This window comes from Sulfitobacter sp. HNIBRBA3233 (assembly GCF_040149665.1).
Lineage (GTDB): Bacteria > Pseudomonadota > Alphaproteobacteria > Rhodobacterales > Rhodobacteraceae > Sulfitobacter > Sulfitobacter marinivivus.
On sequence record NZ_JBEFLP010000008.1, the window covers coordinates 24,590 to 48,625 of the forward strand.

Below are 24,036 nucleotides of genomic sequence, written 5' to 3' on the forward strand. Positions count from 1 at the left end.
CAATGACCGACACCCAAACTCTCGATGAAGCGGCGGTGGCCGACTATCTCAAGCAGAATCTGCCCGGCTTCGAGGGGCCGATGGAGGTCAGGAAATTTCAGGGCGGCCAGTCCAACCCGACCTTTCTGCTGAAGACCCCCGCGCATGACTACGTCCTGCGCCGCAAGCCCCCCGGAACGCTGTTGAAATCCGCCCACGCGGTGGACCGCGAATTCCGCGTGCAAAGCGCCTTGCAGGGCAGCGACGTGCCGGTGGCGAAGATGCATCTGCTCTGTGAGGACGACGATGTAATCGGGTCGATGTTCTATATCATGGATCACGTGCCGGGCCGGAACTTCAACCTGCCGTCGATGGAGGGTGTCTCTCCGCAGGATCGCGGCCGCATCATCTCGGAGATGAACCGCGTCCTTGCCGCCCTGCACGAGGTCGATATCGAAGCCCGCGGCCTGAGCGACTATGGCCCCGAGGGCAACTATTACGCGCGCCAGATCGGGCGCTGGACGAAACAGTACAAAGCCTCCGAAACCGACAAGATCCCGGCGATGGACGAGCTGATGGCGCGTCTGGCCGAAGAAACACCCCAGGAGGATGGCCAGCGCACGCTGGTGCATGGTGACTACCGCCTCGACAACATGATCTTCGACGCCGAAACCACCGATTGCCGCGCCGTTCTCGACTGGGAGCTTTCGACGATCGGCCACCCCTACGCGGATCTGGCCGCCGTCATCATGCAATGGCAGATGCCCGCGGGCACCGAGGGGCGCGGGATGGCGGGGCTCGACCGCAAGGCGCTCGGGCTTCCCTCGGACGAGGAGTTCATCGCGCAATACTGCAAGCGGCGCGGGATCGACGGGATCGACAACTTCGGTTTCTACCTCGGATTCACGTTCTTCCGCATGGCGGGGATCATCCAAGGCGTTCTGAAACGTGCGCTTGACGGCAACGCCTCCAACCCGGAGCGGGCGATGAAAGTCGGGCAATACGTGCCGGTCTTCGCCCAGCACGGGCTGGATGCACTGAAGCAAGGATAGGTTATGGATCACTTCGACCCGGAACTCGAAGGCAAGGATCGGAATTTCGTCACCGCGCTCGCGCGCGGGCTCGAAATCCTCAGATGTTTCCGCGGGACCGAAGTGACCCTGACCAACAGCGATTTCGCCGAACGCACCGGCATGCCGAAGGCGACGATCTCGAGGCTGACGCATACGCTCTGCGCGCTGGACTACCTCGTCGCGGACAGCCGTGTGGGCACATACAGGCTCAGCACCGGTGTGCTGCAACTGGGCTTTGCCGCGCTGACGGCGATGGATCTGGGCGAGAGGGTCGCACCCGAAATGCGCAGCCTGCGCGACGACGGGCCGAACCCTTTCATCACGGTGGCCCTGGGCGAGCAGCACCGCGACGAAGTTGTCTATATCGCGACCGAAACCTCTGGCGAGGATGTGTCGCTGGTGATCCGTGTCGGATCGCGCCTGCCGCTCTTTCACTCGGCCATGGGCAAGGCGGTGCTGGTCGGGATGAATGACGCCCAACGCGGCCGCGCGCTGGATTTCGTCGCAGAGCACACTCCGGAAAAAGCGAAGGATGCGGAACTCCAGATGAACGAGGCGATTGCCGAGTTTGCGGAAAAGGGATTCTGCACCGGCTACGGAAACTGGCGACCGGACGTGAACGGCATCGCGGTACCTGTCCACCAGCTTCAGGGGGATCGCGTGTTCGGCCTGAACGTCGGCGGCCCGGCCTACCGCGTGAAACCCAAGCAGCTGGAAAGCGTCTACGCGGAGCGGCTGATCACGGCCGCGCGCCGGCTGAGTCTCAGGCCCTGAGCCCGATCCGGATTCGCGGCGTGGCGCGCCCGGACCATCGAACGGGCAGATGTTCCGCATAGCGGAATAAGTATACCACGGCTCTGGCTGATGGGCGGAGCGGGGGACGTATTTCGCCCCTCCCTCAGGTAGAAAATACAAGAAATTTACAAGCAGGCATGTCGATTGTTGCGCCGCAGCGTGATTATTTTTCAGAATCTTGTTATTTATAAAAATCAGTAGGTTAAAGGGCGTAGGATCGCGGTTTCGGGGGCTGAAACCGTGCCGCGCGGGGGCCTTCCCTAGGGTCAATTTGAAAAAATCAAGGGTTCAACCCTCTCCACATGCCTTGACTTACCACGGGGGTATGCAACTCTCTGCCACGAGGCCCAAAAAATTTAAAAAACCCGCTTCTAGCGACGGGCCCCACTAGGGAGGACTTTATGAAGAAGATTACCAAAATCGGTGCGGTTTCCGCGCTGTCGCTCATGATCGGCGCCACCGCCGCATTCGCCGAAGACATCAAGATCGCGTTCATCGATCCGCTGTCCGGCCCCTTTGCAAGCACCGGCACCAACGGTCTGCACCAGTTTGAATTCGCTGCCGAATACATGGTCAACGACAAGGGCGGTCTGCTCGATGGTCAGATGATGGAAGTCGTCGGTTTCGACAACAAGATCAGCCCGAAAGAATCGCTGATCCAGCTTCAGGTCGCGATCGACCAGGGCATCCGCTACATCGTGCAGGGTAACTCCTCGGGCGTGGCGAACGCACTGACCGAAGCCATCGACAAGCACAACCGCCGCAACCCCGACAGCCGCGTTCTGTTCCTGAACTACGCCGCCGTCGATCCGGCACTGACCAACGACAAGTGCAACTTCTGGCACTTCCGCTTCGATGCCAACGCAGACATCAAGATGGACGCGCTGACCGACGTGATCGCCGAGCAGCAGGACATCAAGAAGGTCTATATCATCGGGCAGGACTATTCGTTCGGGAAGGCTGTTTCGGATGCCGCAAATTCGATGCTGGGCGAAAAGCGCCCCGACATCGAGATCGTCGGCGACGAACTGCACCCCATCGGCAAGGTGAAGGATTTCACACCCTACGCCCGCAAGGTCGTATCCTCGGGTGCGGATGCCGTCATCACCGGCAACTGGGGCGCGGACATGCTGGGCCTCGGCAAGTCGATCATCGAGAATGGCTTTGAAGGGCCGATCTATACCTATTACGCGGCGGGCTCCGGTATCACGGCGGCCTTCGGCGAAAGCGGCAAGGATCGTATCCGCCTGATTTCTCAGGGCAGCATCAACCCCATCGGGTCGGAAGAAGCGCGTGAGCTCTATAACGCCTTCGAAGCGAAGTATCCCGACGGCAACATCGACCAGAGCCGGATCTTCAACGTGATCGGCATGCTGTCCAAGGCCATCGAGGAAGCGGGCACGGCGGATGACGTCGTTGCGGTCGCGAGCGCGCTGGAAGGGATGGAGTACGACAGCATGTGGGGCGGCAAACTGTTCATGCGCCCACAGGATCACCAGCTGATCCAGGACATGCACGTTGGCGTTCATACCGACGAAAACCTGGATTTCGACTACGACCAGTCCGGTTTCGGCATCGTGAACGAATCCACGGTCGAGATGGCGTCCATGGATGCACCGACAACATGCGAAATGAAGCGCCCCTGATCGGGCACTGACTTCGCGCCCGCCCCCGAATGCCGGGGGCGGGCGTTTTCATCTCTTGCTTCACCTTTGATCCCGGAGGGGCCTCATGGACCTCATTCTCGTCAATCTGATCGACGGGCTGGTGACCGGACTCTTGCTCTTCATGCTGTCCGCCGGCCTGACCCTCATCTTCTCGATGATGGGCGTTCTCAACTTCGCGCATGCGAGTTTCTACATGCTCGGCGCGTATTTCGCCTACCAGATCAGCCTCGCGCTGGGGTTCTGGATGGGCCTGCTCATCGCGCCGCTGATCGTCGGGGTGCTGGGGGCGGGTGTCGAACGCTACGGCCTGCGCCGCGTCCACCAATACGGCCACGTGCCGGAACTCATCTTTACCTTCGGGCTGGCCCTGTTGATCGAGGAACTGGTGCAATTCATCTGGGGCAAGAACCAGATGCCCTACGATGTGCCTGATATTCTGAACTTCACGGCTTTCGCGATCTCGGGGAATTCGATCCCCGCCTACAAGATCTTCATGATCTTCATCTCGGTGGGCATCTTCATCGGTCTGCTGCTGATCCTGACGCGCACCCGCGTCGGTATGATCATCCAGGCCGCGCTGAGCTATCCGCGCACGGTAGAGGCACTGGGCCATAACGTGCCGCTGATCTTCATGGGCGTCTTCGGGGTGGGCACGGCCCTTGCCGGTGTCGCCGGGGTGATCGCGGGGCCGGTGCTGGGCACCTTCCCGGGCATGGCCTTCGTGCTGGGATCCATCGTCTTCGTGACCATCGTGATCGGCGGTCTCGGGTCGCTCTGGGGGGCGCTGGTGGCGTCGCTTCTGATCGGCTGGATCACGACCTTCGCGAAATCCTACAACGTCGAGATGGAAACGATCCTGAATACGATCGGCCTCAGCACACCGGAAAACCTGGACGAGAATATCTTCAGGGATTTCTGGGCACTGACCAGCCCGCAGATTGCGGACATCATTCCCTACATCCTGATGGTGCTGATCCTTATCTTCCGCCCTCAGGGCCTTTTCGGAAAGCGTGACTCATGAGCGATCCATATCAAGATACCAAGGGCGCCGAGCCCAAGAAGCAGATCACCACACGTCAGGTTCCTGCCTCGGAGCGGATGGGCGCGGGATCCTTCATCATGACCATTGCGCCATGGGTTGTGGCCTCTGCGATCCTGATGTTCCTGCCGGTGGTGTTCACGAACAATTCCGCGCTGACGATCATGAACCAGATGTCGATCACGATCATCTTCGCGCTGGCCTACAACATGCTGTTGGGGCAGGGCGGGATGCTGTCGTTCGGACATGCGGTCTATGCGGGTGTGGGCGGCTTTGCCTGTATGCACATTATGAACATGTCCGATTTCTTCGCCAGCTTCCCACTGCCGCTATTGCCGATCTTCGGCGGGCTGTTCGGCATGGGCCTCGCGATGATCGTCGGCGCCTTCTCTACCCGGTCGGCGGGCACAGTGTTCGCGATGATCTCGCTCGGTGTAGGCGAACTCATCGCCGCCTGTTCGGTCATCATCGTTGCCTTCTTCGGCGGCGAGGAAGGCGTCTCGGGCAACCGGACCTACGCGCAGCCATTCTTCGGCGTAGAGTTCCTGCAACAGATCGAGGTCTATTACCTGACAGCGGCCTGGGTCATCATCTCGGCGGTACTGATGTATCTGTGGAGCCGCACACCCGTCGGCCGGATGGCCAACGCCGTGCGCGACAACCCCGAACGGGCCGAGTTCCTGGGCTATTCCGCGCGCTGGGTCCGGTTCTACAGCTTCGTCGCCTCGGGCTTCTTTGCCGGTGTGTCCGGTGCTCTTTTCGCGATCAACTACGAGATCCTGACCGAGGAAAACCTCAACACCACCTCTTCGGGGATCATCCTGCTGGTGACATTTCTGGGCGGTGTCGGCTTCTTCTTCGGGCCGATCATCGGGGCCGTGGCCTTCACGCTGCTGCAAACCGTTCTCAGCCTTCAAACCGAACTTTGGGCCTTCTACGCCGGTGTTCTGTTCGTGGCGACGGTGATGTTCTTCCCCGGGGGTCTGGCGGGGCTCATCATGATGCATGTGCCCGCGTTCAAGCTGGGAAAGGCGCGATTACTGATCGTTCCCTATCTCAAGACATTCGTGCCGGGACTGATCGGCGTGTTCGGTCTGGCTGCGCTGGTGGAAATGACATTCCATGTCCGCCATTCGGCACAGGGTGACAACGACATCACGGTCTATTGGACCACATTCGACACCCATTCGGCGCTGCCCTGGATCCTGTTCGGTGCGATGGCACTGATCGGTCTGGGTCTCGTGCGGGCAACCGCAGGATCGCTGCGCGAAGCGTGGAATTCGGCCAACACAGCAGGAGGTGCAGCATGAGCACGCCAGCCCTCGAACTCAAAGGTCTGAAAAAGAGCTTTGGCAAGGCCGAGATCATTCGCGGCATCGACCTGACGATCGGCAAGTCCGAGCGTCACGCGATCATCGGGCCGAACGGCGCGGGGAAATCCACGCTGTTCAACCTGATCACCGCCCGCTTCCCGCCGACATCGGGTACGGTAAAGCTGCACGGTGAGGATCTGACCGGGTTGCAGCCCTTCCAGATCAACCGCAAGGGCCTGAGCCGGTCCTTCCAGATCACCAACATCTTTCCGAAGATGACGGTTTTCGAAAACGTCCGCTGCGCGCTGTTGTGGGCGCAGGGGTACAAGTACAGCTTCTGGAATTTGGTCAGTCGCAGCCGCGAGTTGACCGAAGGCGCCGAAGCGATCCTCGAGCAGATCAACCTGACGGAACGCGCCCAGCTGCCCGCGGGCACGCTCAGCTACGCCGAGCAGCGCGCGCTGGAAATCGGGATCACCATCGCGGGCGGGGCCAATGTCATCATGCTGGACGAACCCACCGCGGGGATGTCCAACACCGAAACCGACTATATCATGGACCTGATCCTGAAGGTCACCGAAGGCAAGACCCTGATCATGGTGGAACATGACATGGGTGTGGTGTTCGGTCTGGCCGACCGGATCAGCGTTCTGGTCTACGGAGAGATCATCGCGACCGACACGCCAGAGCGCGTGCGCGCCGATCCGAAAGTTCAGGAAGCCTATCTGGGCGCTGCATTGGAGGCAGAACATTGATCGAAGTTCAGGACATGCACGCCTATTACGGCAAATCACACATCCTTCAGGGTGTGACGATGAACGTGAAGGAGGGCGAGATCGTCGCCCTTCTGGGCCGCAATGGCGTTGGCCGCTCGACCACCTGCAAGGCCATCATGGGCGAGGTGGAGCCGCAGGGCTCGGTCAAGTTCAAGGGCCAGGAGATCGCGGGCAAGAAAGCCTATGAAGTTGCCAACATGGGCATCGGATACGTGCCAGAGAACCGCGATATCTTTCCCGGTCTCACCACGCGCCAGAACCTGACGCTGGGCCTGAAGCCCGGCCAGAAGGACGGCGCGGGCCGCTGGTCGATGCAGATGATGTTCGACATGTTCGAGAACCTCGACCGCCGCGCGGATGTCGAGGCATCGGTTCTGTCGGGCGGTGAACAGCAGATGCTGACCATGTGCCGGACGCTGATGGGCGACCCCGATTTCGTCATGATCGACGAGCCGACCGAAGGTCTGTCGCCGCAGATGGTGCAGAAGGTGGCCGAAGTTCTCAAGGCGATTGCCGAAAAGGGGATCTCGACCCTTTTGGTGGAACAGAAGCTGTCGATCGCGATGGACATCGCCGACCGTGTCTATGTGATGGGCCACGGGAAGATGGTGTTCGAAGGCACTCCCGCCGAGCTGAAGGCCCGCGACGATGTGCGCAAGGAGTGGCTGGAAGTCTGATGTTCGATACCGACCGGCTGGACCGCATCGCCACATGGATGCAGGGCTATATCGACGCGCGCCGCTTTGCGGGCGCTTCGGTTCTGATTTCGCAGGGCGGAAAGGAAGTCTATTACCATCAGACCGGCCTGCGCGATGTCGCGGGCCAGACACCGTTTGAACGCGACACGGTGGCGCGCATCTATTCGATGACAAAACCGGTCACGTCGCTCGCGATCATGCAACTGGCCGAACGGGGGCTGTTTCACCTCGACGCGCCGGTGTCGGATTTCATTCCGTCCTTTGCCGAGATGCGCGCGCTGGTGCCCGGTGCCACCTCGATCGATCAGACAGCCCCCTGTGCCACACCCACGCTGCACCAGTTGCTGACCCATACCTCCGGCCTGACCTATGCGTTCAACCCCGGCCTCGTCGGAGCAGCGATGGCCGAAGCCAAGGTCGAATTCCGCGCAAATCAGGGATCGCTGGCCGAGATGTGCGACCGCGCCGCTGCCTTGCCGCTGGCCTTCGCGCCGGGCACACGGTGGGAATATTCCGTTGCCATCGACGTACTGGGGCGCGTGGTCGAGGTCGTCTCCGGCAAGACGCTGGAGCAGTATTTCATCGACCATATCTTCGATCCTCTCGGTATGGACGAGACGCGGTTTTCCGTGCCCACCGCGGCGCGCGACCGTTTCGCCGCCGCCTATACACCGCTGGCGGACGGTGGCTTCACTGTCGGCAAGATCGCGGCCGACGCCGACAGCCTGCGCGAGATCGACGGCACCGACAAAAGCCCGTTTCTGAATGCCTCGCTGTTCGGCGGCGGTGGCGGTCTGGTGGGGACCATCGACGACTACATGAAATTTTGCGAGGCGCTGCGCACCGGTGGGGCGGGTATCATCGGGCCGAAAACGCTCGACTTCATGATGCGCAACCATCTGCCCGGCGAGATCGCCAGCATGGGACCGCAAAGCTTTGCCGAACAGCCGATGGAAGGCATGGGCTTTGGCCTCGGTGGCGCGGTTCTGCTGAACCCCGGGCGCGCCCGCGCCCCCGGCAGCATCGGTGATTTCAGCTGGGGCGGCATGGCCTCGACATTCTTCTGGGTCGATCCGGTGCTGGATATTTCCGCGGTGTTCTTCACCCAGCTTATCCCGTCGAGCGCCTATCCCGCCCGTCCGCAGCTGAAAGCGCTCGTGCACGGGGCGCTGACATGACCCGCGTTCTTTGGGAGCCGTCCGAGGAGCGCGCGAACGCCTCGACCATGGCGGATTTCGAGCGTTTTCTGAAAGACACCCGCGGGCTGGAATTCGCGGATTACAACGCGATGTGGAACTGGAGCGTTACCGAGCTCGACGCGTTCTGGGCCGCGATCTGGGAATTCTTCGGTATCCGCGCCAGCACGCCCTACGACAGGATCCTCGGCAAGCGTGACATGCCCGGTGCCGAATGGTGCCCGGGTGCGATGCTGAACTACACCGACCAGATCCTGAAACACGCAGAAGGCCGCGAGGATATTCCCGCGCTGATCAGCCAGTCGGAAACCCTTGGCCGGCGCGAACTGTCATGGGGGGCGTTGCGTGCACAGGTTGCGTCGGTGGCCCATCACCTGCGCGAAATGGGGGTAGAGAAAGGCGACCGCGTCGTCGCGATCCTGCCCAACACCGATGCCGCACTGGTGGCCCTGCTGGCGACTGCGAGCGTCGGGGCGATCTGGTCGATCTGCGCACCGGATATGGGCCATGTCGCGATCCTCGACCGTTTCCGCCAGATCGAACCGAAGGTGCTGATCGCGCAGGACGGCTATGTCCACGCGGGCAAGACCATCGACCGGCGCAAGCTGCTCGACGGGATCGGCGCGGGCCTGCCGTCGGTGCGCCATTTCGTAACCCTGCCCGTGGTCGGCGACCTGCCCGACGGGCATGTGGCATGGGACGACCTGACTGGAACCGAAGCGCCCTATGATGCGCTTCCCGTCGAATTCGACCATCCGCTCTGGATCGTCTATTCCTCCGGCACCACGGGCAATCCGAAACCGATCGTGCACGGCCACGGCGGCATCGCGCTGGAGGCGGCGAAACAGTCGCTCCACCACGATCTGCGCCCCGGCGACAGATTTTCGTGGCTGACCTCCTCGGGATGGATCATGTGGAACGCGCAGTGGATGGCGCTGGGGCAGGGGGCCACTGTCGCGCTTTACGATGGCGCGCCCAACCACCCCGACATGCTGGCGGTCTGGCGGTTCGTCGCGCGCGAAAAGCTCACGTTCTTCGGGGCCGGGGCCGCCTTCTTCTCCGGCTGCCTCAAGGCGGGCGTCTCCCCGCGCGAGGCGGTGGACCTCTCCGCGTTGCGCTCGCTCGGCTCCACCGGATCGCCGCTCAGCAGCGATGGCTACGACTGGATCTATTCACAGGTCAAGCAAGACGTCTGGCTCGCGCCGATCTCCGGCGGCACCGATCTGGCGGGCGCGTTCGTGCTGGGCCACCCCAGCATGCCCGTCCGCGCGGGCGAAATGCAATGCCGCGCACTGGGGAATGCCGTGCGCGCCTACGACCCGGAAGGCCGCGAGCTGATCGGCGAGGTGGGTGAGCTGGTCTGCACCGAGCCGCTTCCCTCTATGCCGCTTTTCTTCTGGGGGGACGAGGACGGCAGCCGCCTGTTCGAAAGCTATTACGACACATACCCAGGCGTATGGCGGCACGGCGACTGGATTTCCATCGCCGAGGACGGCAGCAGCATCATCTACGGGCGCTCGGACGCCACGATCAACCGGCGCGGCCTGCGCCTCGGCTCCGCCGAAATCTACCAGGCCGTCGAAGGGCTGGACGAAGTGCTCGACAGCCTCGTGGTCGATCTCGAGTTTCTGGGCCGCGAAAGCTTCATGCCCCTCTTCGTTGTGCCGGCCCAGGGCGTGACGCTCGACGATGCGCTGCGCGACAGGATCAACGGCGCCATCCGCGAAAACGTGTCGGCCCGGTTCATCCCCAACGAGATTGTCGAAGTCAGCGAAATTCCCCGCACGCTTTCGGGAAAGAAACTTGAGGTTCCCGTGAAAAAGCTCATGTTGGGCGGCGATCCGGAGCGCGTGGTCAACCGTGACAGCATGGCAAACCCCGACAGCTTCGATTTCTTCATCGCCTATGCCGACGCACGGGCCAAAAGCTGAGGGCCCACCCGAATGAGCACCGTTGCGGACGAACTGCTTGAGCTTCTCGATATCGAACAGCTCGAAATCGATCTGTTTCGCGGCATCGGAACAGGCGGCGAAACCAGCACCCGCATCTTTGGCGGCCACGTCATCGCGCAGGCGCTGATGGCGGCCTACCGCACGGTGCCGGACCGGCTGTGCCACAGCCTGCACGCCTATTTCATCCGTCCCGGCGATCCGAATATCCCGGTGATCTATCAGGTCGACCGCGCCCGCGACGGCGGTAGCTTCACGACCCGCAGGGTGGTGGCGATCCAGCACGGCAAGCAGATCTTCAACATGTCCGCATCCTTCCACATCGACGAGGAAGGGTGGGACCACCAGCACCCGATGCCGCAGGTCGGCGCGCCCGAGGACTGGCCGAGCCGCGACTCCCTGCGCGAAACCCACGCGGACAGGCTGCCGGAAAAACACCGCGCCGATTTCCTGCGCGAACGCCCGATCGAACTGCGCGAGGTCGCCCCGCGCGACTTCTTCAATCCCGAAAAGGCGGACGACCGCAATCACCTGTGGTTCCGGATGGAGGCCGCCAAAGGGCAGGGGCCACAGATGCAGCACTGCCTTCTGGCCTACGCCTCGGACATGAACCTTCTGGGATCCTCCCTGCGCCCGCATGGGGTGACATGGTTCCAGGGCAGCGTGATGAGCGCGAGCCTCGATCACGCCATGTGGTTTCACGGGCCGATCGATTTCTCCGACTGGCACCTGTACGATCTCGACGCGCCGTGGACCGGCAAGGCGCGCGGCTTCAACCGCGGGTCGGTCTTTGCCTCCGACGGACGTCTGGTCGCCAGCACCGCGCAGGAAGGGCTCGTGCGCCCGCTGACCCCCAAAACCGGCAAGGCGCGCAGTTAAACGCCGCGGCGGAAAGGGGCCACCCCCTCTGCCGCGGTTCTCCATTTTGCCCCTAAACTCAATCCCGCAGAGGCGACCGGGTGATCCCGCCCGCGGTCAGCCGAAGACGAAAAAGCACAGCTTGTTGCCGTCGGCATCGCGCACGTAGGCCCCGTAGAAACGGTCGGGGATCCGCTGGCCCGGTGCGCCATCGTCCGTTGCCCCCAGACCGGTCGCGCGGGCATACATCTCGTCCACCTCTTCCTTGCTCTCGCAGGGAAAGGCGATCATCTGGCCGTTGCCGGGGGAGGGCGCCTTGCCGTCGTAGGGTTCGCACATGGCCAGCATCGGCTTGTCGCGCCCCGCTGACAGAAACGCAATACGCCCCTGATCCATGACCACTTTCGCATTTTTCGGGGCGAAAAGTTCGCCGTAGAATGTCTTGGCGCGCGCCATATCCGCGACACCGATGGTTGCATAGCCGATCATCGCGGCCTCCTGTCATTTTGTCTGGAAAAAATCGGGCACCGGCAACGCCGGTGCCCCGGGGATCAACTATCCCACCGCCCGAAGCGGCGGTTCAGCTTGCGCATTCCCCCGATCCAGCGGTCGTAGTTGTCCGTCTTGTTCTTCATGTATTGCGCGACTTCTTTGTGCGGCAGCACCAGGAATGTCTCGTCGCGGATCGTTTGCACACAGGCCTCGGCCACGGGGCCGGGTTCCATCATGCCGTCGATGGCCGCGACGTGGTCCTCGTGGCCGCGGGTCATCTCGGTGCGTACCGCCTGCGGGCACAGCACCGAGACCTTGATCCCCAGATCGCCGTAGGTCAGCGCCAGCCATTCCGCCAGCCCGACAGCCGCGTGTTTCGTCACGCCGTAGGGCGCGCTGCCGACCTGGTTCAGCAGACCGGCGGCAGAGGAGGTGTTCAGCAGGTAGCCGCCACCGCGTTCGGACATTTTCGGCACAAGGTGGCGCGCGGCCCAGACATGCGACATCACGTTGATCTCCCAGATCCGCTGCCAGTCCTCGTCGGGCACTTCCACGCCGCCGGCGACGGAAATCCCCGCGTTCGAGCAGAAAAGGTCAATCGGGCCGACCTCGGCCTCGACCTTGTCGATCATGGCAGTGATCTGGTCCTGTTTCGACACATCCACCTGATGCGCGGTGCCGCCCATCATCTGCGCGGTCTCTTCCGCACCGGCCAGATCGCGGTCCACGCAGGCGATGTGTTTCGCGCCCTCTTCGGCGTAGCGGACGCACATGGCCCGCCCGATCCCCGATGCGGCGCCGGTGACGACGATGATCTTGTCTTTCAACTCCATATCGTCACGTCCACATGTTGGAGCCGCCGCAAACGGTCAACGCCTGCCCGGTCATGTATTTCGAGGCATCGGAGGCCAGATAGACCGCCAGCCCCTTGAAATCCTCGGGATCGCCAAGACGGCGCAGCGGGATGTCGTTGTTGATCCGCTTTTCCGTCTCCGGATTTTCCCACAACTCGCGCGCGAATTCGGTTTTCACCAGACCGGGGCAGATCGCGTTGAAACGCACGCCCTTCGGGCCGAACTCGGCGGCAAGGTTGCGGCACAATCCGATCAGCGCCAGCTTCGACATCCCGTAGGTGCCCAGCATGACGGACGGCTTGAACGCCCCGATGGACGAGGTGAACGCCATCGACCCGGCGCCTTTCTCGATCATGTCGGGCACGACCATCTGCGCCAGCCAGAGGTTGGATTTGACGTTGGCGTTCATCGTCTTGTCATAGGCATCGTCGGGAATTTCCGACGTCACCCCGTAATAGGGGTTCACGCCCGCGTTGCCGATGACCACGTCGATCTTGCCCGCTTTTTCGTGGGTCTGATCGACCAGCGCCTGAAGCTGTTCCTTGTAGCCGACGTTGCAGGCCACGCTATAGGCGCGGCCCTTGCCGAGGGCGTTGATACCCTCGGCTGCTTCGTCAAGCTGGTCCTGCTTGCGTGCCGAGATCACGACAGTCGCGCCGTGTTCTGCCAGCGCGGTTGCCATGGCAAGGCCCATGCCCTTGGAGGCGCCCGTCAGCAGGGCGACCTTTCCGGTCAGATCGAAGAGGGTGCTCATACGCCCCCCCGCGTCCGGCCAGTGGCGATTTCCTCGCGGGCGCGCGATGTGCGGGCGTTGGACTCCTGGTAGTCCTTGACCTCGGCACGGGCGACGACGTGGTGGTGCACCTCGTCCGGGCCATCCGCGTAGCGCAGCGTACGCTGGGAGGTGTACATGCCCGACAGCGGCGACCACTGGCTGATGCCGGTCGCACCGTGCACCTGCATCGCATCGTCGATGATGTTGCAGACCTTCTCCGGCACCATGGCCTTGATCATGGACACCCAGATGCGGGCCTCCTTGTTGCCCAGCGTGTCCATGGCCTTGGCCGCTTTCAGGACCATCAGGCGCATCGCCTCGATCTCGATCTTGGCGCGGCTGATGGTTTCCATGTTCTTGCCAAGGTCGATGATCCGCTTGCCGAAGGCTTCGCGCGACAGGCCGCGTTCGATCATCAGATCCAGCGCCTTTTCCGCCGCGCCGATGGAGCGCATGCAGTGGTGGATGCGGCCTGGCCCGAGACGGACCTGGCTGATCTCGAAGCCGCGGCCCTCACCCCAGAGGATGTTTTCCTCGGGCACGCGCACATTGTTGAACTTGATGTGCATGTGTCCGTGGGGCGCGTCGTCGTGGCCGAAGACATGCATCGGGCCGACGATCTCGACGCCGGGGGTGTCGATCGGCACGAGGATCTGGCTCTGCTGGCGGAAGGGTTCGGCGTCCGGCGATGTCTTGACCATGGTGATCATGATCTTGCAGCGTGGATCGCCGGCACCGGAGATATAGTATTTCTCGCCGTTGATGACCCATTCGCCATTCTCCAGAACGGCGGAGGTCGAGATGTTCTTGGCATCCGACGACGCCATATCGGGTTCGGTCATCGCAAAGGCAGAGCGGATTTCACCGCGCAGAAGCGGCTTCAGCCACTGTTCTTTCTGCTCTTTCGTGCCGATCCGCTCCAGCACTTCCATGTTGCCGGTATCGGGGGCCGAACAGTTCAGTGTTTCCGAGGCCAGCGGGCTCTTGCCCAGTTCGGCGGCGATATAGGCGTAGTCGAGGTTTGGCAGGCCTTCACCGGTTTCGGCGTTGGGCAGGAAGAAATTCCAAAGCCCGCTCTCGCGCGCTTTCTGCTTGGCGGTCTCCAGCAGTTCCAGCTGACCGGGGGCGTGGGACCAGCGGTCCGCACGGCCCTCGCCGAGGCGGAAGTATTCTTCGGTGATCGGGTCGACGTTCTCGCGGATGTGCTTGATGACAGCCGCCAGCAGCGGCTTGTTCTTCTCGGACATTTCGAGGTTGTTCATTTCCATTCTGGATTCGGGCATATGCTTTTCCTATTCCTGCACGCACGGCTGCGCGCCTGTTTCAGTTTATGTGATTTACTTGTTGACCCACTGGGGTTTGCGTTTTTCGACGAAGGCATTCACGCCTTCCTTGAAATCTTCGGTCTTGCTGAGGTCTTTGATGACCTCGCGCGAATAGTCGATGCTGGCGGCCATGCCGTCGGCCTTGGCCATTTCGTTCAGCACCCGCTTGGTCGCCTTCACAGCCGAGGGCGACACGGTGCACAGCTCTTCGGCCTTGGCCATCGCGCGGTCCATCAGCTGGTCGTGCGGAACCACTTCGTTCACGCAACCCATCTTCAGCGCCTCGTCGGCCATGATGGTGCGACCGGTGAACATCATTTCCTGCGCGGCCAGACGTCCGATATACCGCGACAGGCGCTGCACCCCGGACGCGGCGGCAAAGAAGCCGACCTTGACCTCGGGGAGGGCGAATTTCGCATTCTCCGACGCGATCAGGATATCGCAGCTGAGCGCGGTTTCGAAACCGCCGCCCATGGCGAAACCGTTGACGGCCGCGATGATGGGTTTCTCCAGATCGAACCGCGAGGACAGACCGGCGAAGCCGCTGTCGGGCATCCCCTTGCTGTTGCCGCCCGTCGCCGTCGCCTTCAGGTCGTTCCCGGCCGAAAACGCCTTGTCACCTGCACCGGTCAACACCGCGACCCACAGGTCCTGATCGGCTGCGAAATCGTCCCAGCACTGGGCCATCTCGTGGTGCATATCGGCGTGCACGGCGTTGTAGACCTCGGGACGGTTCATGGTCACCAGCAGGATATGGCCGCGCTTTTCGGTGGTGATGAATTCAAAGCTCATACTTTCAGCCCTCCGGTGTCGATCTGTGTGAACTTGCCGCCATCGGCGGCCAGCTTGCGCAGCAATTCGGCGGGGGCGAATTCATCATCTTCTGCCCCCAGTTCGACCATGCGTGTCAGCACCGCGTCGGCACCGACCATATCACCGTAGAACATCGGGCCGCCCTTGTCGGCAGGCCAGCCGTAGCCATTCAGCCAGACCACATCGATGTCGGACGGGCGCTGCGCCTTGTTCTCTTCGAGGATTTTCACCCCCTCGTTGATCATCGGGTAGATGCAGATCTCGATGATCTCTTCTTCGCTCATGGTCGAAGGTTCGGCTCCGGTGATCTCGCGGATGATGCCGGCGGTCACCTCCGACGGGATCGGTTTGCGGTTCTCGTCGTAATCGTAGAAGCCCGCCTGGGTTTTCTGCCCGCGCCGGTCCATTTCGCACAGCGCGTCGCGGATCGGATTGTCGGTGGTCGCCCCCTTGGACCAGCCGATGTCCAGACCGGCAAGGTCGCTCATCTGGAACGGCCCCATCTTGAAGCCGAAGGCGTTCAGCGCCGCGTCCACGTCCCACGGCATCAGGCCCTGCTGAAGCAGCTTGTTGGCCTGCTTCTGGCGCTGGAACAGCATCCGGTTGCCGACAAAGCCGGGGCAGACGCCGACAAGCGTCGCGATCTTGTTGATATCCTTGGCCAGCGCCATGCAGGTTGCGACCACGTCGTCGGCAGTATGCTTGGCGCGCACGATCTCCAGCAGCTTCATCACGTTCGCGGGCGAGAAGAAGTGCAGGCCGATCACGTCTTCGGGGCGCTGCGTCATGCCCGCGATTTCGTTGATGTCCAACGCCGATGTGTTGGTTGCGAGGATCGCACCCTTCTTCATCACGCGATCGAGTTCGGTGAAGATCTTCCGCTTGAGGCCCATGTCCTCGAACACCGCCTCGATCACCAGATCGCATTCCGCAAGATCGGCAAGCTCAAGCCGCCCGTCGAAACGGTTCATCCGCGCCTCGACCTCGTCCTGCGGAAAGCGGCCCTTGTCGGCGGAGCGCTGGTAGTTGCCGCGCACCACTTTCAGACCGCGGTCCAGCGCCTCCTGCGTCGTCTCGACGATCTTGACCTGATAGCCTGCGGTGGCAAAGTTCATCGCGATCCCGCCGCCCATGGTGCCCGCACCGATGATGCCGACTGTCTTGATCTCGCGGTGGGCCGTTCCGGCATCGAGGCCCGGTACCTCCCACGCCTTCTGTCCCGCCTTGGCGATGTATTGGCCGATTTCTTCTTCTGTTGGTGTCATGTCTTTGCCTCTTCGTTTTCCAGACAAACCTTGCGCAGTCCACGCCGGTCAATTTTATCGGTCGCCCCGCGCAGGAGCGGCGCGTGTTGTGTCCAAAGATACTGCGGCACCTTGAAACCAGCGAGGTGCCCGCCGAGCGCTTCGGCCATTTCCCCGCGTGTCAGGGTTGCACCTTCGCGCAATTGAACCGCCGCGCCAACCACTTCGCCCAACCTTTCGTCGGGCACCGAGAAGGCGCAGGCTTCCAGCACCTGCGGCAGCTTGTGCAGCGCCCCCTCGACATCCAGACAGGCGATGTTTTCACCGCCCCGGATGATGATGTTTTTCTTGCGGTCCAGAATGGTGACAAAGCCTTCGGCATCCATCATGGCCAGATCGCCGGTACGCAGCCAGCCGTCCGACAGCACCTCGGCGGTCGCTTCGGGCTTGTTCAGATAGCAGCGCATGTTGGCGGGGGATTTCACGGTGATCTCGCCCAGCTCTCCCAAGGGCACCTCGTTGCCCGCATCGTCGAGCAGGCGCAGTTCCTGCACCGGCGGATGCAGCTTGCCGGCACTCTCGGGGCGCTTGACGTAATCGTCGCCGATCATGCCGATCCCCAGCGCGTTGGTTTCCGTCATGCCCCATCCGGTCGCGATGCCCGCATTGGGAAAGGCTTCGGCCAGTTGCGCCACCTGCGCACCGGGGCGCTTTGCGCCGCCCGCACCCAGATAATCGAGCGTATCGAGCGTAACGCCTGCCGCCTTCGCGGCCTCCATCAGCTCGGCCGATTGGGTCGGCACGCCCAGAAAACGGGTGATTTTTTCTTCCTGGATCAAACGGACCGCTTCCTGCGGATCCCATTTGTACATCAGGGTCACATGCGCCCCCGCCACGAGGCTGAGCAGGAAGAGCGGATGCGTCGCCGTGACGTGAAACAGCGGCGTCACCACAAGCGCCGACGGGCGCGGCTTTTCGGGATCGCCGGGGGCGGGCGGATCGACAAGCGGGGCAACAACCGCCTGCATCAGCCAGCTGAAGACCGCGTTGACCGCCGACCGGTGGGTCTGCACGACACCTTTCGGATGGCCCGTCGTCCCTGAGGAATACATGACCGCGAAATCGTCGTCGGTGTCGATCTCCACCGCCAGCGGCGCGTCGCTCGGCGCCGCGTCGCGCAGCGCGGAATAGGCATGATCGCCCACGCTCTCGCCGTCGCGCACACCGATGACAGTCAGCCCCAGCGCGTCTTTCAGCGGGGCCAGCCGCTCGGCGCGGGGCCCGTCCGCCAGAACCAGCGTCGCCCCGCTGTCGCGCAGCGCATACTCCAGCTCTTCGGTGGTCCACCACGCGTTGACGAAAACGACCGTCGCGCCGGTGGCCGAAATCGCGAGGACGGATGCCAGCAGTTCGGGATAGTTGCGCATGGCAATCGCCACGCGGTCGCCCTTGCCCACGCGGAACGTCGCATGCAGCACATGCGACAGGCGGTTCACATCGGCGCAAAACTGGTTGTAGGTCCAGCGTTCGCCCTCATAGAGAAGATACTGCCATTCGCCGTTGCCGTGCTGGGCGACGCCTGCGGCCATCAGCGCGGGCACGGTCGGCGGGATATTCTGGAACGCCCGAAAGGTTACACCGCGCACCTCGGTCGGGGCGACGGCAAAGGTCGGGTTGGTCGCAACCACATGTGCCACGGCCTCTTCCGGCGTCATGGCGGCACTGGGCTGTGCGGCGTCGGCTTCTGTCACGGTGACCCTCCCAAGTCTTCTGGCCAGCGCGCAACCCTCCTCCAAAGTTTGCGCGCGACTCTGTGATTGGGGGTAGACTAGGGGCAAAAGACACGGGCGACAATCCCGCATGTCGGAACTACGTTTCGCAGAATCCTCAACGGCGTTTCCGTGATAACACAAGTTATGTTATGAATGGTCTCACTCCAAGCAACCAACCCCGGAATCAGGGAACTGTAACGGCTCGTCAGCCCACCGAACGCGGAGCAAAGAACCCTTTCAACAATACACCAAGCCAAAGCAGCTGCGCCAGCCCCGGCGCGGGTGCAATCAAGACCGCAATGCGGGCAATCGATTCCGGAATTCTTGGCAAGGCACCTGTTGCGGCGAAAACCGGTTCCAGTCTCGGGCGGTACGCCAGCTGATGATGCCCTTTGCGCCCGGCCAACGGGTGTGAATAGTCTTTTGCTATGCTCGGCGGCGATTGATACAGTTCTATCAATGGCAAAACCGGCTATCGGGGGGCATGGGCAATGCGCAAGGATGCGATCGCAGCGATTGGTCTGGGGATGGCGGTGCTGGGGGCATGCAGCACGGAGCCGCCGACATCCTACGCCAGTGGGCGGCAGATTTACGAGAACAACTGCCTGCAATGTCACGGCGATGACGCACGCGGCGGCGGTCCGGCTTCGCTGGGGCTGGGCGTGGTGCCGCCCTCCCTGCGCGGATTGTCAGAGACCTACGGCGGCGATTTCCCGCGTCTCTACGTGGCATGGATGATCCGCGGGCAGGACGGTCTGGCCGACCCCGAGGCACCTATGCCCGATTTCAGCAATCAAGGCTTCGACCGCAAGAAACCGCTGGCGGGCCACATGTCGCCCGCGCCCGCACAGCTTGCCGATCTGCTGGATTACCTCGAAGCGATACAGGACTGACGCGCGATCAGTCGAAGCCGACGAAACGGGCGACCTCGGCCACCTCGCGCCGGTTGGACACGACCGCATTGGCCGAGAATTCCTCATCCGGCCAGCCCATCGCGACACAGGTCATGATAACCTCGTCCTCGGGGATTTGCGCGTGCTCGCGCACCACCGGGCTTTGCATGATGCCCTGCCCGTTGATGACGCAGCCAAGGCCGCGCGCCCAAGCGGCAAGCACCAGCCCGTAGGTCACCGCGCCCAGATCGAAATGCGCGATGGTCCCGCCCTCAAGGCTTTTGTCGAAGGTCACGACGATGGATACGGGTGCATCGAACTGCCGAAAGCCGCGCATCACCCAGTCCTGGCGCATTTCCTTGTCCTCGCGCGCAATTCCCATCGCGGCGAAAAGCTGTTTGGCGATTTCGACCTGACGATCGCGGTGCGGCCCCTCATACGCGCCGTGATCCACGATCTCTCGCACGGGCGGCACACCGTTCAGCATCCGCGAGGAATTGCCTTCGCGCACCTTTTCCAGCGGCTCGCCGGTCAGAACGTGAAAATGCCACGGCTGCGTGTTCATCGAGGATGGCGCACGGTTGGCAAGCGCGATGATCTCTTCGATGGTTTCCCTTGAAACAGGTTTGTCCTGAAAGCCACGGATAGAGCGCCGTGTCGCCATCGCTTCTTCTATATTCATGAAGTGCCTTAGAAATTCAGTGTGAAGACCCGGCTCAGGCCCAGTCGCACGCGCCACTGGTCGTCCGACCCTTGCAGGGTGATCGGGCTGTCGCCCGCATCGCCGAGCAGCCGTTCATAGGTCACGGCCCCCTCGACCGCCCAACGGTCGGACAGGAAATACGTCCCCTGCAGTTCGACCCCCGCGCCAAGCGTACCGCCGTCCGCGTCATAGGCCGCAAAGCCGGATGTCCCCGCCTCGGCGGCGCTGACGCCGAAATAGGTGCTGGCGTATTCGTCATCACCGAAATAGACGCGCGGCCCGAAGGTGAACAACCAGCGGTCGGTCGGGCGGTAAATCGCGTCGGCCCCCACTGTGCCCGTCACGCCGGAGTGGCCGGTAACGCCCTTGCGCACTTCGCCGAACGCACGCCAGTTGGTTTCCTGATAGGTCAAGCCAAAGCCCAGTTCGACCGCCGTGTCGATATCGTCAAGCCCGGCCAGTTCGGGCGCATCCTCGTCGTCGCGCGATCCGATCACCTTGAACGCGCCCTTGAACGACAGGCCGTTATCGGGAAGCGCGCGCACACCGTTGCCGACATTCAGCCCCCCCCAGCGCAGCGCACCGAAGGTGAAGCCGAAATCCGGCGCAGCCTCGTAATCGTCAGAACCGGGATATTGCGGGATCGCCGCGACACCGCCGCGCAGGGCAAAATTGAACGACCGTTCCTGCGCCGCGGCGGGCAGCGCCAACAGAACCGAAAAACCGACAGTTGCAGCAAGAGCGAACCGCATCACAAAACTCCAAACAAACCTGCGGACGCAGCTGCCCGCTTTCCCTATTCAATAGGCGAAGAGCGCCGCGAGGTACACACCCAAGTCACGCAATCACCGCCACGTTACAATCCCGGCAACCAGAGCGCCAATTGCGGGAACACGATAAGTAGGGCGACGAGGATCATTGAACAGCCCATATACGGAATTGCCGATCCGTAGATATCGCGCATGGTCGTATCCTTCGGGGCGACCCCCTTCATCACGAACAGCAGCAACCCGAACGGCGGGGTGGTGAAACTGATCTCGAGCGCCAGCAGGATGATCAGCCCGAACCAGATCGGATCGAACCCCAGCGTCGCCGCCAGCGGAAAGAAGATCGGAACCGTCAGCAGCATCATCGAGATCTGCTCCATGAACATGCCCAGAAGCAGCAGCACCGCGAACATCACCAGCAGCATCGCGACCGGGGCAAGGTCGAACGAGGTGGCCCAGCGGATCAGACCCGAGGACGCTCCCGAAAAGGCAAGCAGCTGGCTGAACGTCGCCGACCCGAAGACGATGAGATAGGCCATCAGCGTCACCCGCAGGGCGCCGACGATGGATTTCTTCATCGCCTCCCATGTCAGGCACCGGAACACGACCCCGAGGATCAGCACGCCGAGCGCACCGAAGGCCGCGGCCTCGGACGGGGTGATCAGGCCACCGACCATGCCGATGACGATGATCACCATCACCGACAGCATCGGAAGGATATCCTTGAACAAAAGGCCCAGTTTTTGGCCCGCCGACATCGGCTCGACATCGTAGGCGGGCGCGGCATCGGGATCGATACGGGTCTGGATATAGATCGTGGCGATATAGAAGGACGCCAGGATCAGCCCCGGAATGATCCCAGCGATCAGCAGCGCGCCCACGTCGATGCGCGCCAGCGTCGCCAGCAGCACCGCAAGCGCCGAGGGCGGAATGATGATCGCCAGCCCGCCCGTGCCGAGGATCGGACCGATGGACATATGTTTCTTGTAGCCCCGGTTCGTCATCTCCGGCACCATCAGGCTGCCCAGCAGGGCGGTCGACCCCATGGACGATCCGGACAGCGTCGAAAAGGCCGTGCCGCCCAGAACCGTGACATAAGACAACCGCCCCGGCAGCCGGCCCAGCAGCTTGTCGATGGCGTTGAACATCCGCGCACCCAGCCCGGTATGAAAGAAAATCTCGCCCATCAGCAGGAACAGCGGGATCGGCACCAGCGCAAAGTTGGTCAGCCCCCCGAAGCCGTTGTTGAGCATCAAGGTCACGCCCCGTGCGCCGCCCATGAAAAACCACGCGCCGACGATATTGGCGGCAAGGAACGCCAGCGCCACCGGCATCCCGATCGCCATCAGCACAAGGATCGACCCGATCAGCAGGCCGAGAGCTTCGAACCATTCCATTACTCGTGAATCCCCGCTTCGCCAGAGTGCAGCAGATCATCGCCAAAGACGAACCGCGCGAATTCGACCGCCATCAGACCAAAGCTGACGGGGAAAGCGGCGGTCAGGATCCACTTCGGAAAGTAATAGGCGCGCACATCCAGATCGTTGCGCGCGATATTGGTCAGCATCAGCTCTCCGCCCTTCCAGGCCAGCATGGCGCAAACCGCGACGCAAATCGCCGCCACCGTGCGGCTGACGATCCGACGCGCGGGGCCGGGCAAGGCTGCGGTCACCAGTTCGATATGCACATGGCCTTTTTCACGCACCAGCCACGGCGCGCCCAGCATGGTCATGTAGAGAATTGCGTATTCGCTGGAGGTGAACAGCCATGCGAAGGGCTGAAGCCCCAGATTGCGCATCGTGACCGACACCACGACAGAGATCATCAGCCATACCAGCATCGCCCCCGCGATACCCGCCATGGCGTATAATATCCCCAGATAGAGTCTGTTCAGTCCTGCCATGGCGCACCTTCAATCACCAAAAAAGCGCCGGGGAATATCCCCGGCGCAACTGGTCTTATTGCTCGTAGAACAGCTCGATCAGCTTGTCGTAGTTGCCCGCACCCTGTGGGGATTCCTCCATCAGGCCCTTCATCCGGTCCCAGGTCTTTTCGACCGCGGCCGCCAGATAGGCTTCGGCGGCATCGCCCTCCAGCGTCACGACTTCCATGCCGCCCTCTTCCAGCGCGGCGAAATCCTCGTCCCGCTTGGTCTGAAGCTTCTGCGCCGATTCCTGTTCGTGGGCGATGGCCACATCCTGAAGGATGGTCTTGGCGTCATCGCTCAGGCTGTTCCACTTTTCGAGGTTCACGATCACACCCAGATCGGTCGAGAAGAAGCACGGCTCGATCCGGTAGTTCAGGAACTCGTTCCATTTCAGATCGATAAGGCCGATCTGCGTCCAACCGGTCGCATCCACCACACCACGCTCCAGCGCCGAGTAGACCTCGGTTGTCGGCAGGTCGATCACCTGCGCGCCAAGGTAGTCGGTGAAGAAGGCGTTATAGACCGCGTTGCCGCGCAGCTTCAGACCCGACACATCCAGATTGCCGCCGTCGTCCAGTGTCGGCTCGTTGCGGGTCCACAGGTTGTAGCACACGCCGCTGTCGAACCAGCCGAGATATTTCACACCCATCTTTTCCTGATGGATCTGGTCGATCAGCTCGATGCCGCCGTTCTCGCGCACTTCTGCCGCCACCTTGTTCGAGGTCACAAGCGCGTCCTTTTCGGGCAAGGCACCCGCGTAGAAGCTGCCGGGCGTATAGACCATGTCGACCACGCCGTTGCGCACCGCGTCGGGCTGCTGGAACATGCCGATGGCTTCGGGGCCGCCGCGCACTTCGATCTCGATCACGCCCTGACCGGCGGCATTCACCTTCTCGACGAATTCAAGAAACGACTGGGTATAGATCAACGATTCCGGAAAGGCGTGCACGGCTGTCAGCGTCTCTTGTGCCTGTGCCGTTCCTACCAGTGCCGTCGTGGCGAGAATCCCGCCAAGGATTGTATGTTTCATTTGGTCTTTCTCCCTTGTTAGAGACGCATGTCGCGTCTTTTTTGAACGCGGATTTTTCCCGCGCTGTCTTTCAGGTTGTGGGCTCCGCCCACGGGTAC

Annotated in this window: 24 protein-coding genes; 11 read left to right on the plus strand and 13 right to left on the minus strand. The window is 62.2% G+C overall.

Annotation, left to right across the window (positions count from 1 at the left end; genetic code table 11):
• Window positions 1-2: 2 nt before the first annotated feature.
• From ABMC89_RS18390 to ABMC89_RS18435, 10 genes are all read left to right on the plus strand, one after another.
• Window positions 3-1,031, plus strand: coding sequence for a phosphotransferase family protein (locus ABMC89_RS18390; protein WP_349570584.1), 1,029 nt, complete (start codon window positions 3-5; stop codon window positions 1,029-1,031).
• Window positions 1,032-1,034: 3 nt separating this feature from the next.
• On the plus strand, window positions 1,035-1,826 hold the full coding sequence (locus ABMC89_RS18395; RefSeq protein ID WP_349570586.1) for an IclR family transcriptional regulator: 792 nt from the start codon (window positions 1,035-1,037) through the stop codon (window positions 1,824-1,826).
• A 422-nt stretch (window positions 1,827-2,248) separates the two neighbouring features.
• Complete coding sequence (locus ABMC89_RS18400) at window positions 2,249-3,493, plus strand: branched-chain amino acid ABC transporter substrate-binding protein (RefSeq protein ID WP_349570588.1); 1,245 nt, start codon at window positions 2,249-2,251, stop codon at window positions 3,491-3,493.
• A gap of 85 nt (window positions 3,494-3,578) precedes the next feature.
• Entirely contained in the window at window positions 3,579-4,535 is a 957-nt protein-coding gene (locus ABMC89_RS18405) for a branched-chain amino acid ABC transporter permease (protein ID WP_349570590.1), read from the plus strand.
• Complete coding sequence (locus tag ABMC89_RS18410; protein ID WP_349570592.1) at window positions 4,532-5,863, plus strand: branched-chain amino acid ABC transporter permease; 1,332 nt, start codon at window positions 4,532-4,534, stop codon at window positions 5,861-5,863. Before ABMC89_RS18405 ends, ABMC89_RS18410 begins: the two co-directional genes overlap by 4 nt.
• Window positions 5,860-6,621 carry an ABC transporter ATP-binding protein gene (locus ABMC89_RS18415; RefSeq protein ID WP_349570594.1) on the plus strand — a complete coding sequence of 254 codons (762 nt, stop codon included), beginning with the start codon at window positions 5,860-5,862 and terminating at the stop codon, window positions 6,619-6,621. Before ABMC89_RS18410 ends, ABMC89_RS18415 begins: the two co-directional genes overlap by 4 nt.
• Before the next feature lie 14 nt (window positions 6,622-6,635).
• On the plus strand, window positions 6,636-7,319 hold the full coding sequence (locus ABMC89_RS18420; RefSeq protein WP_349570630.1) for an ABC transporter ATP-binding protein: 684 nt from the start codon (window positions 6,636-6,638) through the stop codon (window positions 7,317-7,319).
• Window positions 7,319-8,518, plus strand: a complete 1,200-nt coding sequence (locus ABMC89_RS18425; RefSeq protein WP_349570597.1) for a serine hydrolase domain-containing protein — start codon at window positions 7,319-7,321, stop codon at window positions 8,516-8,518. Before ABMC89_RS18420 ends, ABMC89_RS18425 begins: the two co-directional genes overlap by 1 nt.
• The gene (locus ABMC89_RS18430; RefSeq protein ID WP_349570599.1) at window positions 8,515-10,467 is read left to right on the plus strand and encodes an acetoacetate--CoA ligase; all 1,953 of its coding nucleotides are present in this window, start codon (window positions 8,515-8,517) and stop codon (window positions 10,465-10,467) included. The genes ABMC89_RS18425 and ABMC89_RS18430 overlap by 4 nt, the downstream gene beginning before the upstream one ends.
• A gap of 12 nt (window positions 10,468-10,479) precedes the next feature.
• Entirely contained in the window at window positions 10,480-11,364 is an 885-nt protein-coding gene (locus ABMC89_RS18435; RefSeq protein WP_349570602.1) for an acyl-CoA thioesterase, read from the plus strand.
• A gap of 96 nt (window positions 11,365-11,460) precedes the next feature.
• On the opposite strand, the gene ABMC89_RS18440 is transcribed toward ABMC89_RS18435, so the two are convergent.
• From ABMC89_RS18440 to ABMC89_RS18475, 8 genes are all read right to left on the minus strand, one after another.
• The gene (locus ABMC89_RS18440) at window positions 11,461-11,832 is read right to left on the minus strand and encodes a VOC family protein (protein ID WP_349570604.1); all 372 of its coding nucleotides are present in this window, start codon (window positions 11,830-11,832) and stop codon (window positions 11,461-11,463) included.
• Between the two features lie 62 nt (window positions 11,833-11,894).
• Entirely contained in the window at window positions 11,895-12,668 is a 774-nt protein-coding gene (locus tag ABMC89_RS18445; protein ID WP_349570606.1) for an SDR family oxidoreductase, read from the minus strand.
• Between the two features lie 4 nt (window positions 12,669-12,672).
• Window positions 12,673-13,443 (minus strand): SDR family NAD(P)-dependent oxidoreductase, encoded by a 771-nt coding sequence (locus ABMC89_RS18450; protein WP_349570608.1) that lies wholly within the window; start codon window positions 13,441-13,443, stop codon window positions 12,673-12,675.
• The gene (locus ABMC89_RS18455) at window positions 13,440-14,726 is read right to left on the minus strand and encodes an acyl-CoA dehydrogenase family protein (RefSeq protein WP_349570632.1); all 1,287 of its coding nucleotides are present in this window, start codon (window positions 14,724-14,726) and stop codon (window positions 13,440-13,442) included. The genes ABMC89_RS18450 and ABMC89_RS18455 overlap by 4 nt, the downstream gene beginning before the upstream one ends.
• A gap of 75 nt (window positions 14,727-14,801) precedes the next feature.
• Complete coding sequence (locus ABMC89_RS18460) at window positions 14,802-15,581, minus strand: enoyl-CoA hydratase-related protein (RefSeq protein WP_349570610.1); 780 nt, start codon at window positions 15,579-15,581, stop codon at window positions 14,802-14,804.
• Window positions 15,578-16,867 carry a 3-hydroxyacyl-CoA dehydrogenase gene (locus tag ABMC89_RS18465; RefSeq protein ID WP_349570612.1) on the minus strand — a complete coding sequence of 430 codons (1,290 nt, stop codon included), beginning with the start codon at window positions 16,865-16,867 and terminating at the stop codon, window positions 15,578-15,580. The genes ABMC89_RS18460 and ABMC89_RS18465 overlap by 4 nt, the downstream gene beginning before the upstream one ends.
• A complete protein-coding gene (locus tag ABMC89_RS18470; protein ID WP_349570614.1) occupies window positions 16,864-18,597 on the minus strand; it encodes a class I adenylate-forming enzyme family protein in 1,734 nt (577 codons plus the stop codon). The genes ABMC89_RS18465 and ABMC89_RS18470 overlap by 4 nt, the downstream gene beginning before the upstream one ends.
• Before the next feature lie 226 nt (window positions 18,598-18,823).
• Entirely contained in the window at window positions 18,824-19,084 is a 261-nt protein-coding gene (locus ABMC89_RS18475; RefSeq protein ID WP_349570616.1) for a hypothetical protein, read from the minus strand.
• Window positions 19,085-19,109: 25 nt separating this feature from the next.
• On the opposite strand from ABMC89_RS18475, the gene ABMC89_RS18480 reads away from it, so the two are divergent.
• Window positions 19,110-19,511 (plus strand): c-type cytochrome, encoded by a 402-nt coding sequence (locus tag ABMC89_RS18480; protein ID WP_349570618.1) that lies wholly within the window; start codon window positions 19,110-19,112, stop codon window positions 19,509-19,511.
• Window positions 19,512-19,518: 7 nt separating this feature from the next.
• On the opposite strand, the gene ABMC89_RS18485 is transcribed toward ABMC89_RS18480, so the two are convergent.
• The 5 genes from ABMC89_RS18485 to dctP form a co-directional block, all read right to left on the minus strand.
• Window positions 19,519-20,193: a nitroreductase gene (locus ABMC89_RS18485; protein WP_349570620.1), complete on the minus strand. Its 675-nt coding sequence runs from the start codon at window positions 20,191-20,193 to the stop codon at window positions 19,519-19,521.
• An 8-nt stretch (window positions 20,194-20,201) separates the two neighbouring features.
• The gene (locus ABMC89_RS18490) at window positions 20,202-20,966 is read right to left on the minus strand and encodes a MipA/OmpV family protein (protein WP_349570622.1); all 765 of its coding nucleotides are present in this window, start codon (window positions 20,964-20,966) and stop codon (window positions 20,202-20,204) included.
• Window positions 20,967-21,070: 104 nt separating this feature from the next.
• Window positions 21,071-22,378, minus strand: a complete 1,308-nt coding sequence (locus ABMC89_RS18495) for a TRAP transporter large permease (RefSeq protein ID WP_349570624.1) — start codon at window positions 22,376-22,378, stop codon at window positions 21,071-21,073.
• Window positions 22,378-22,884, minus strand: coding sequence for a TRAP transporter small permease (locus tag ABMC89_RS18500; RefSeq protein WP_349570626.1), 507 nt, complete (start codon window positions 22,882-22,884; stop codon window positions 22,378-22,380). The genes ABMC89_RS18495 and ABMC89_RS18500 overlap by 1 nt, the downstream gene beginning before the upstream one ends.
• Before the next feature lie 55 nt (window positions 22,885-22,939).
• The gene (gene dctP, locus ABMC89_RS18505; protein ID WP_349570628.1) at window positions 22,940-23,938 is read right to left on the minus strand and encodes a TRAP transporter substrate-binding protein DctP; all 999 of its coding nucleotides are present in this window, start codon (window positions 23,936-23,938) and stop codon (window positions 22,940-22,942) included.
• Window positions 23,939-24,036: the final 98 nt, after the last annotated feature.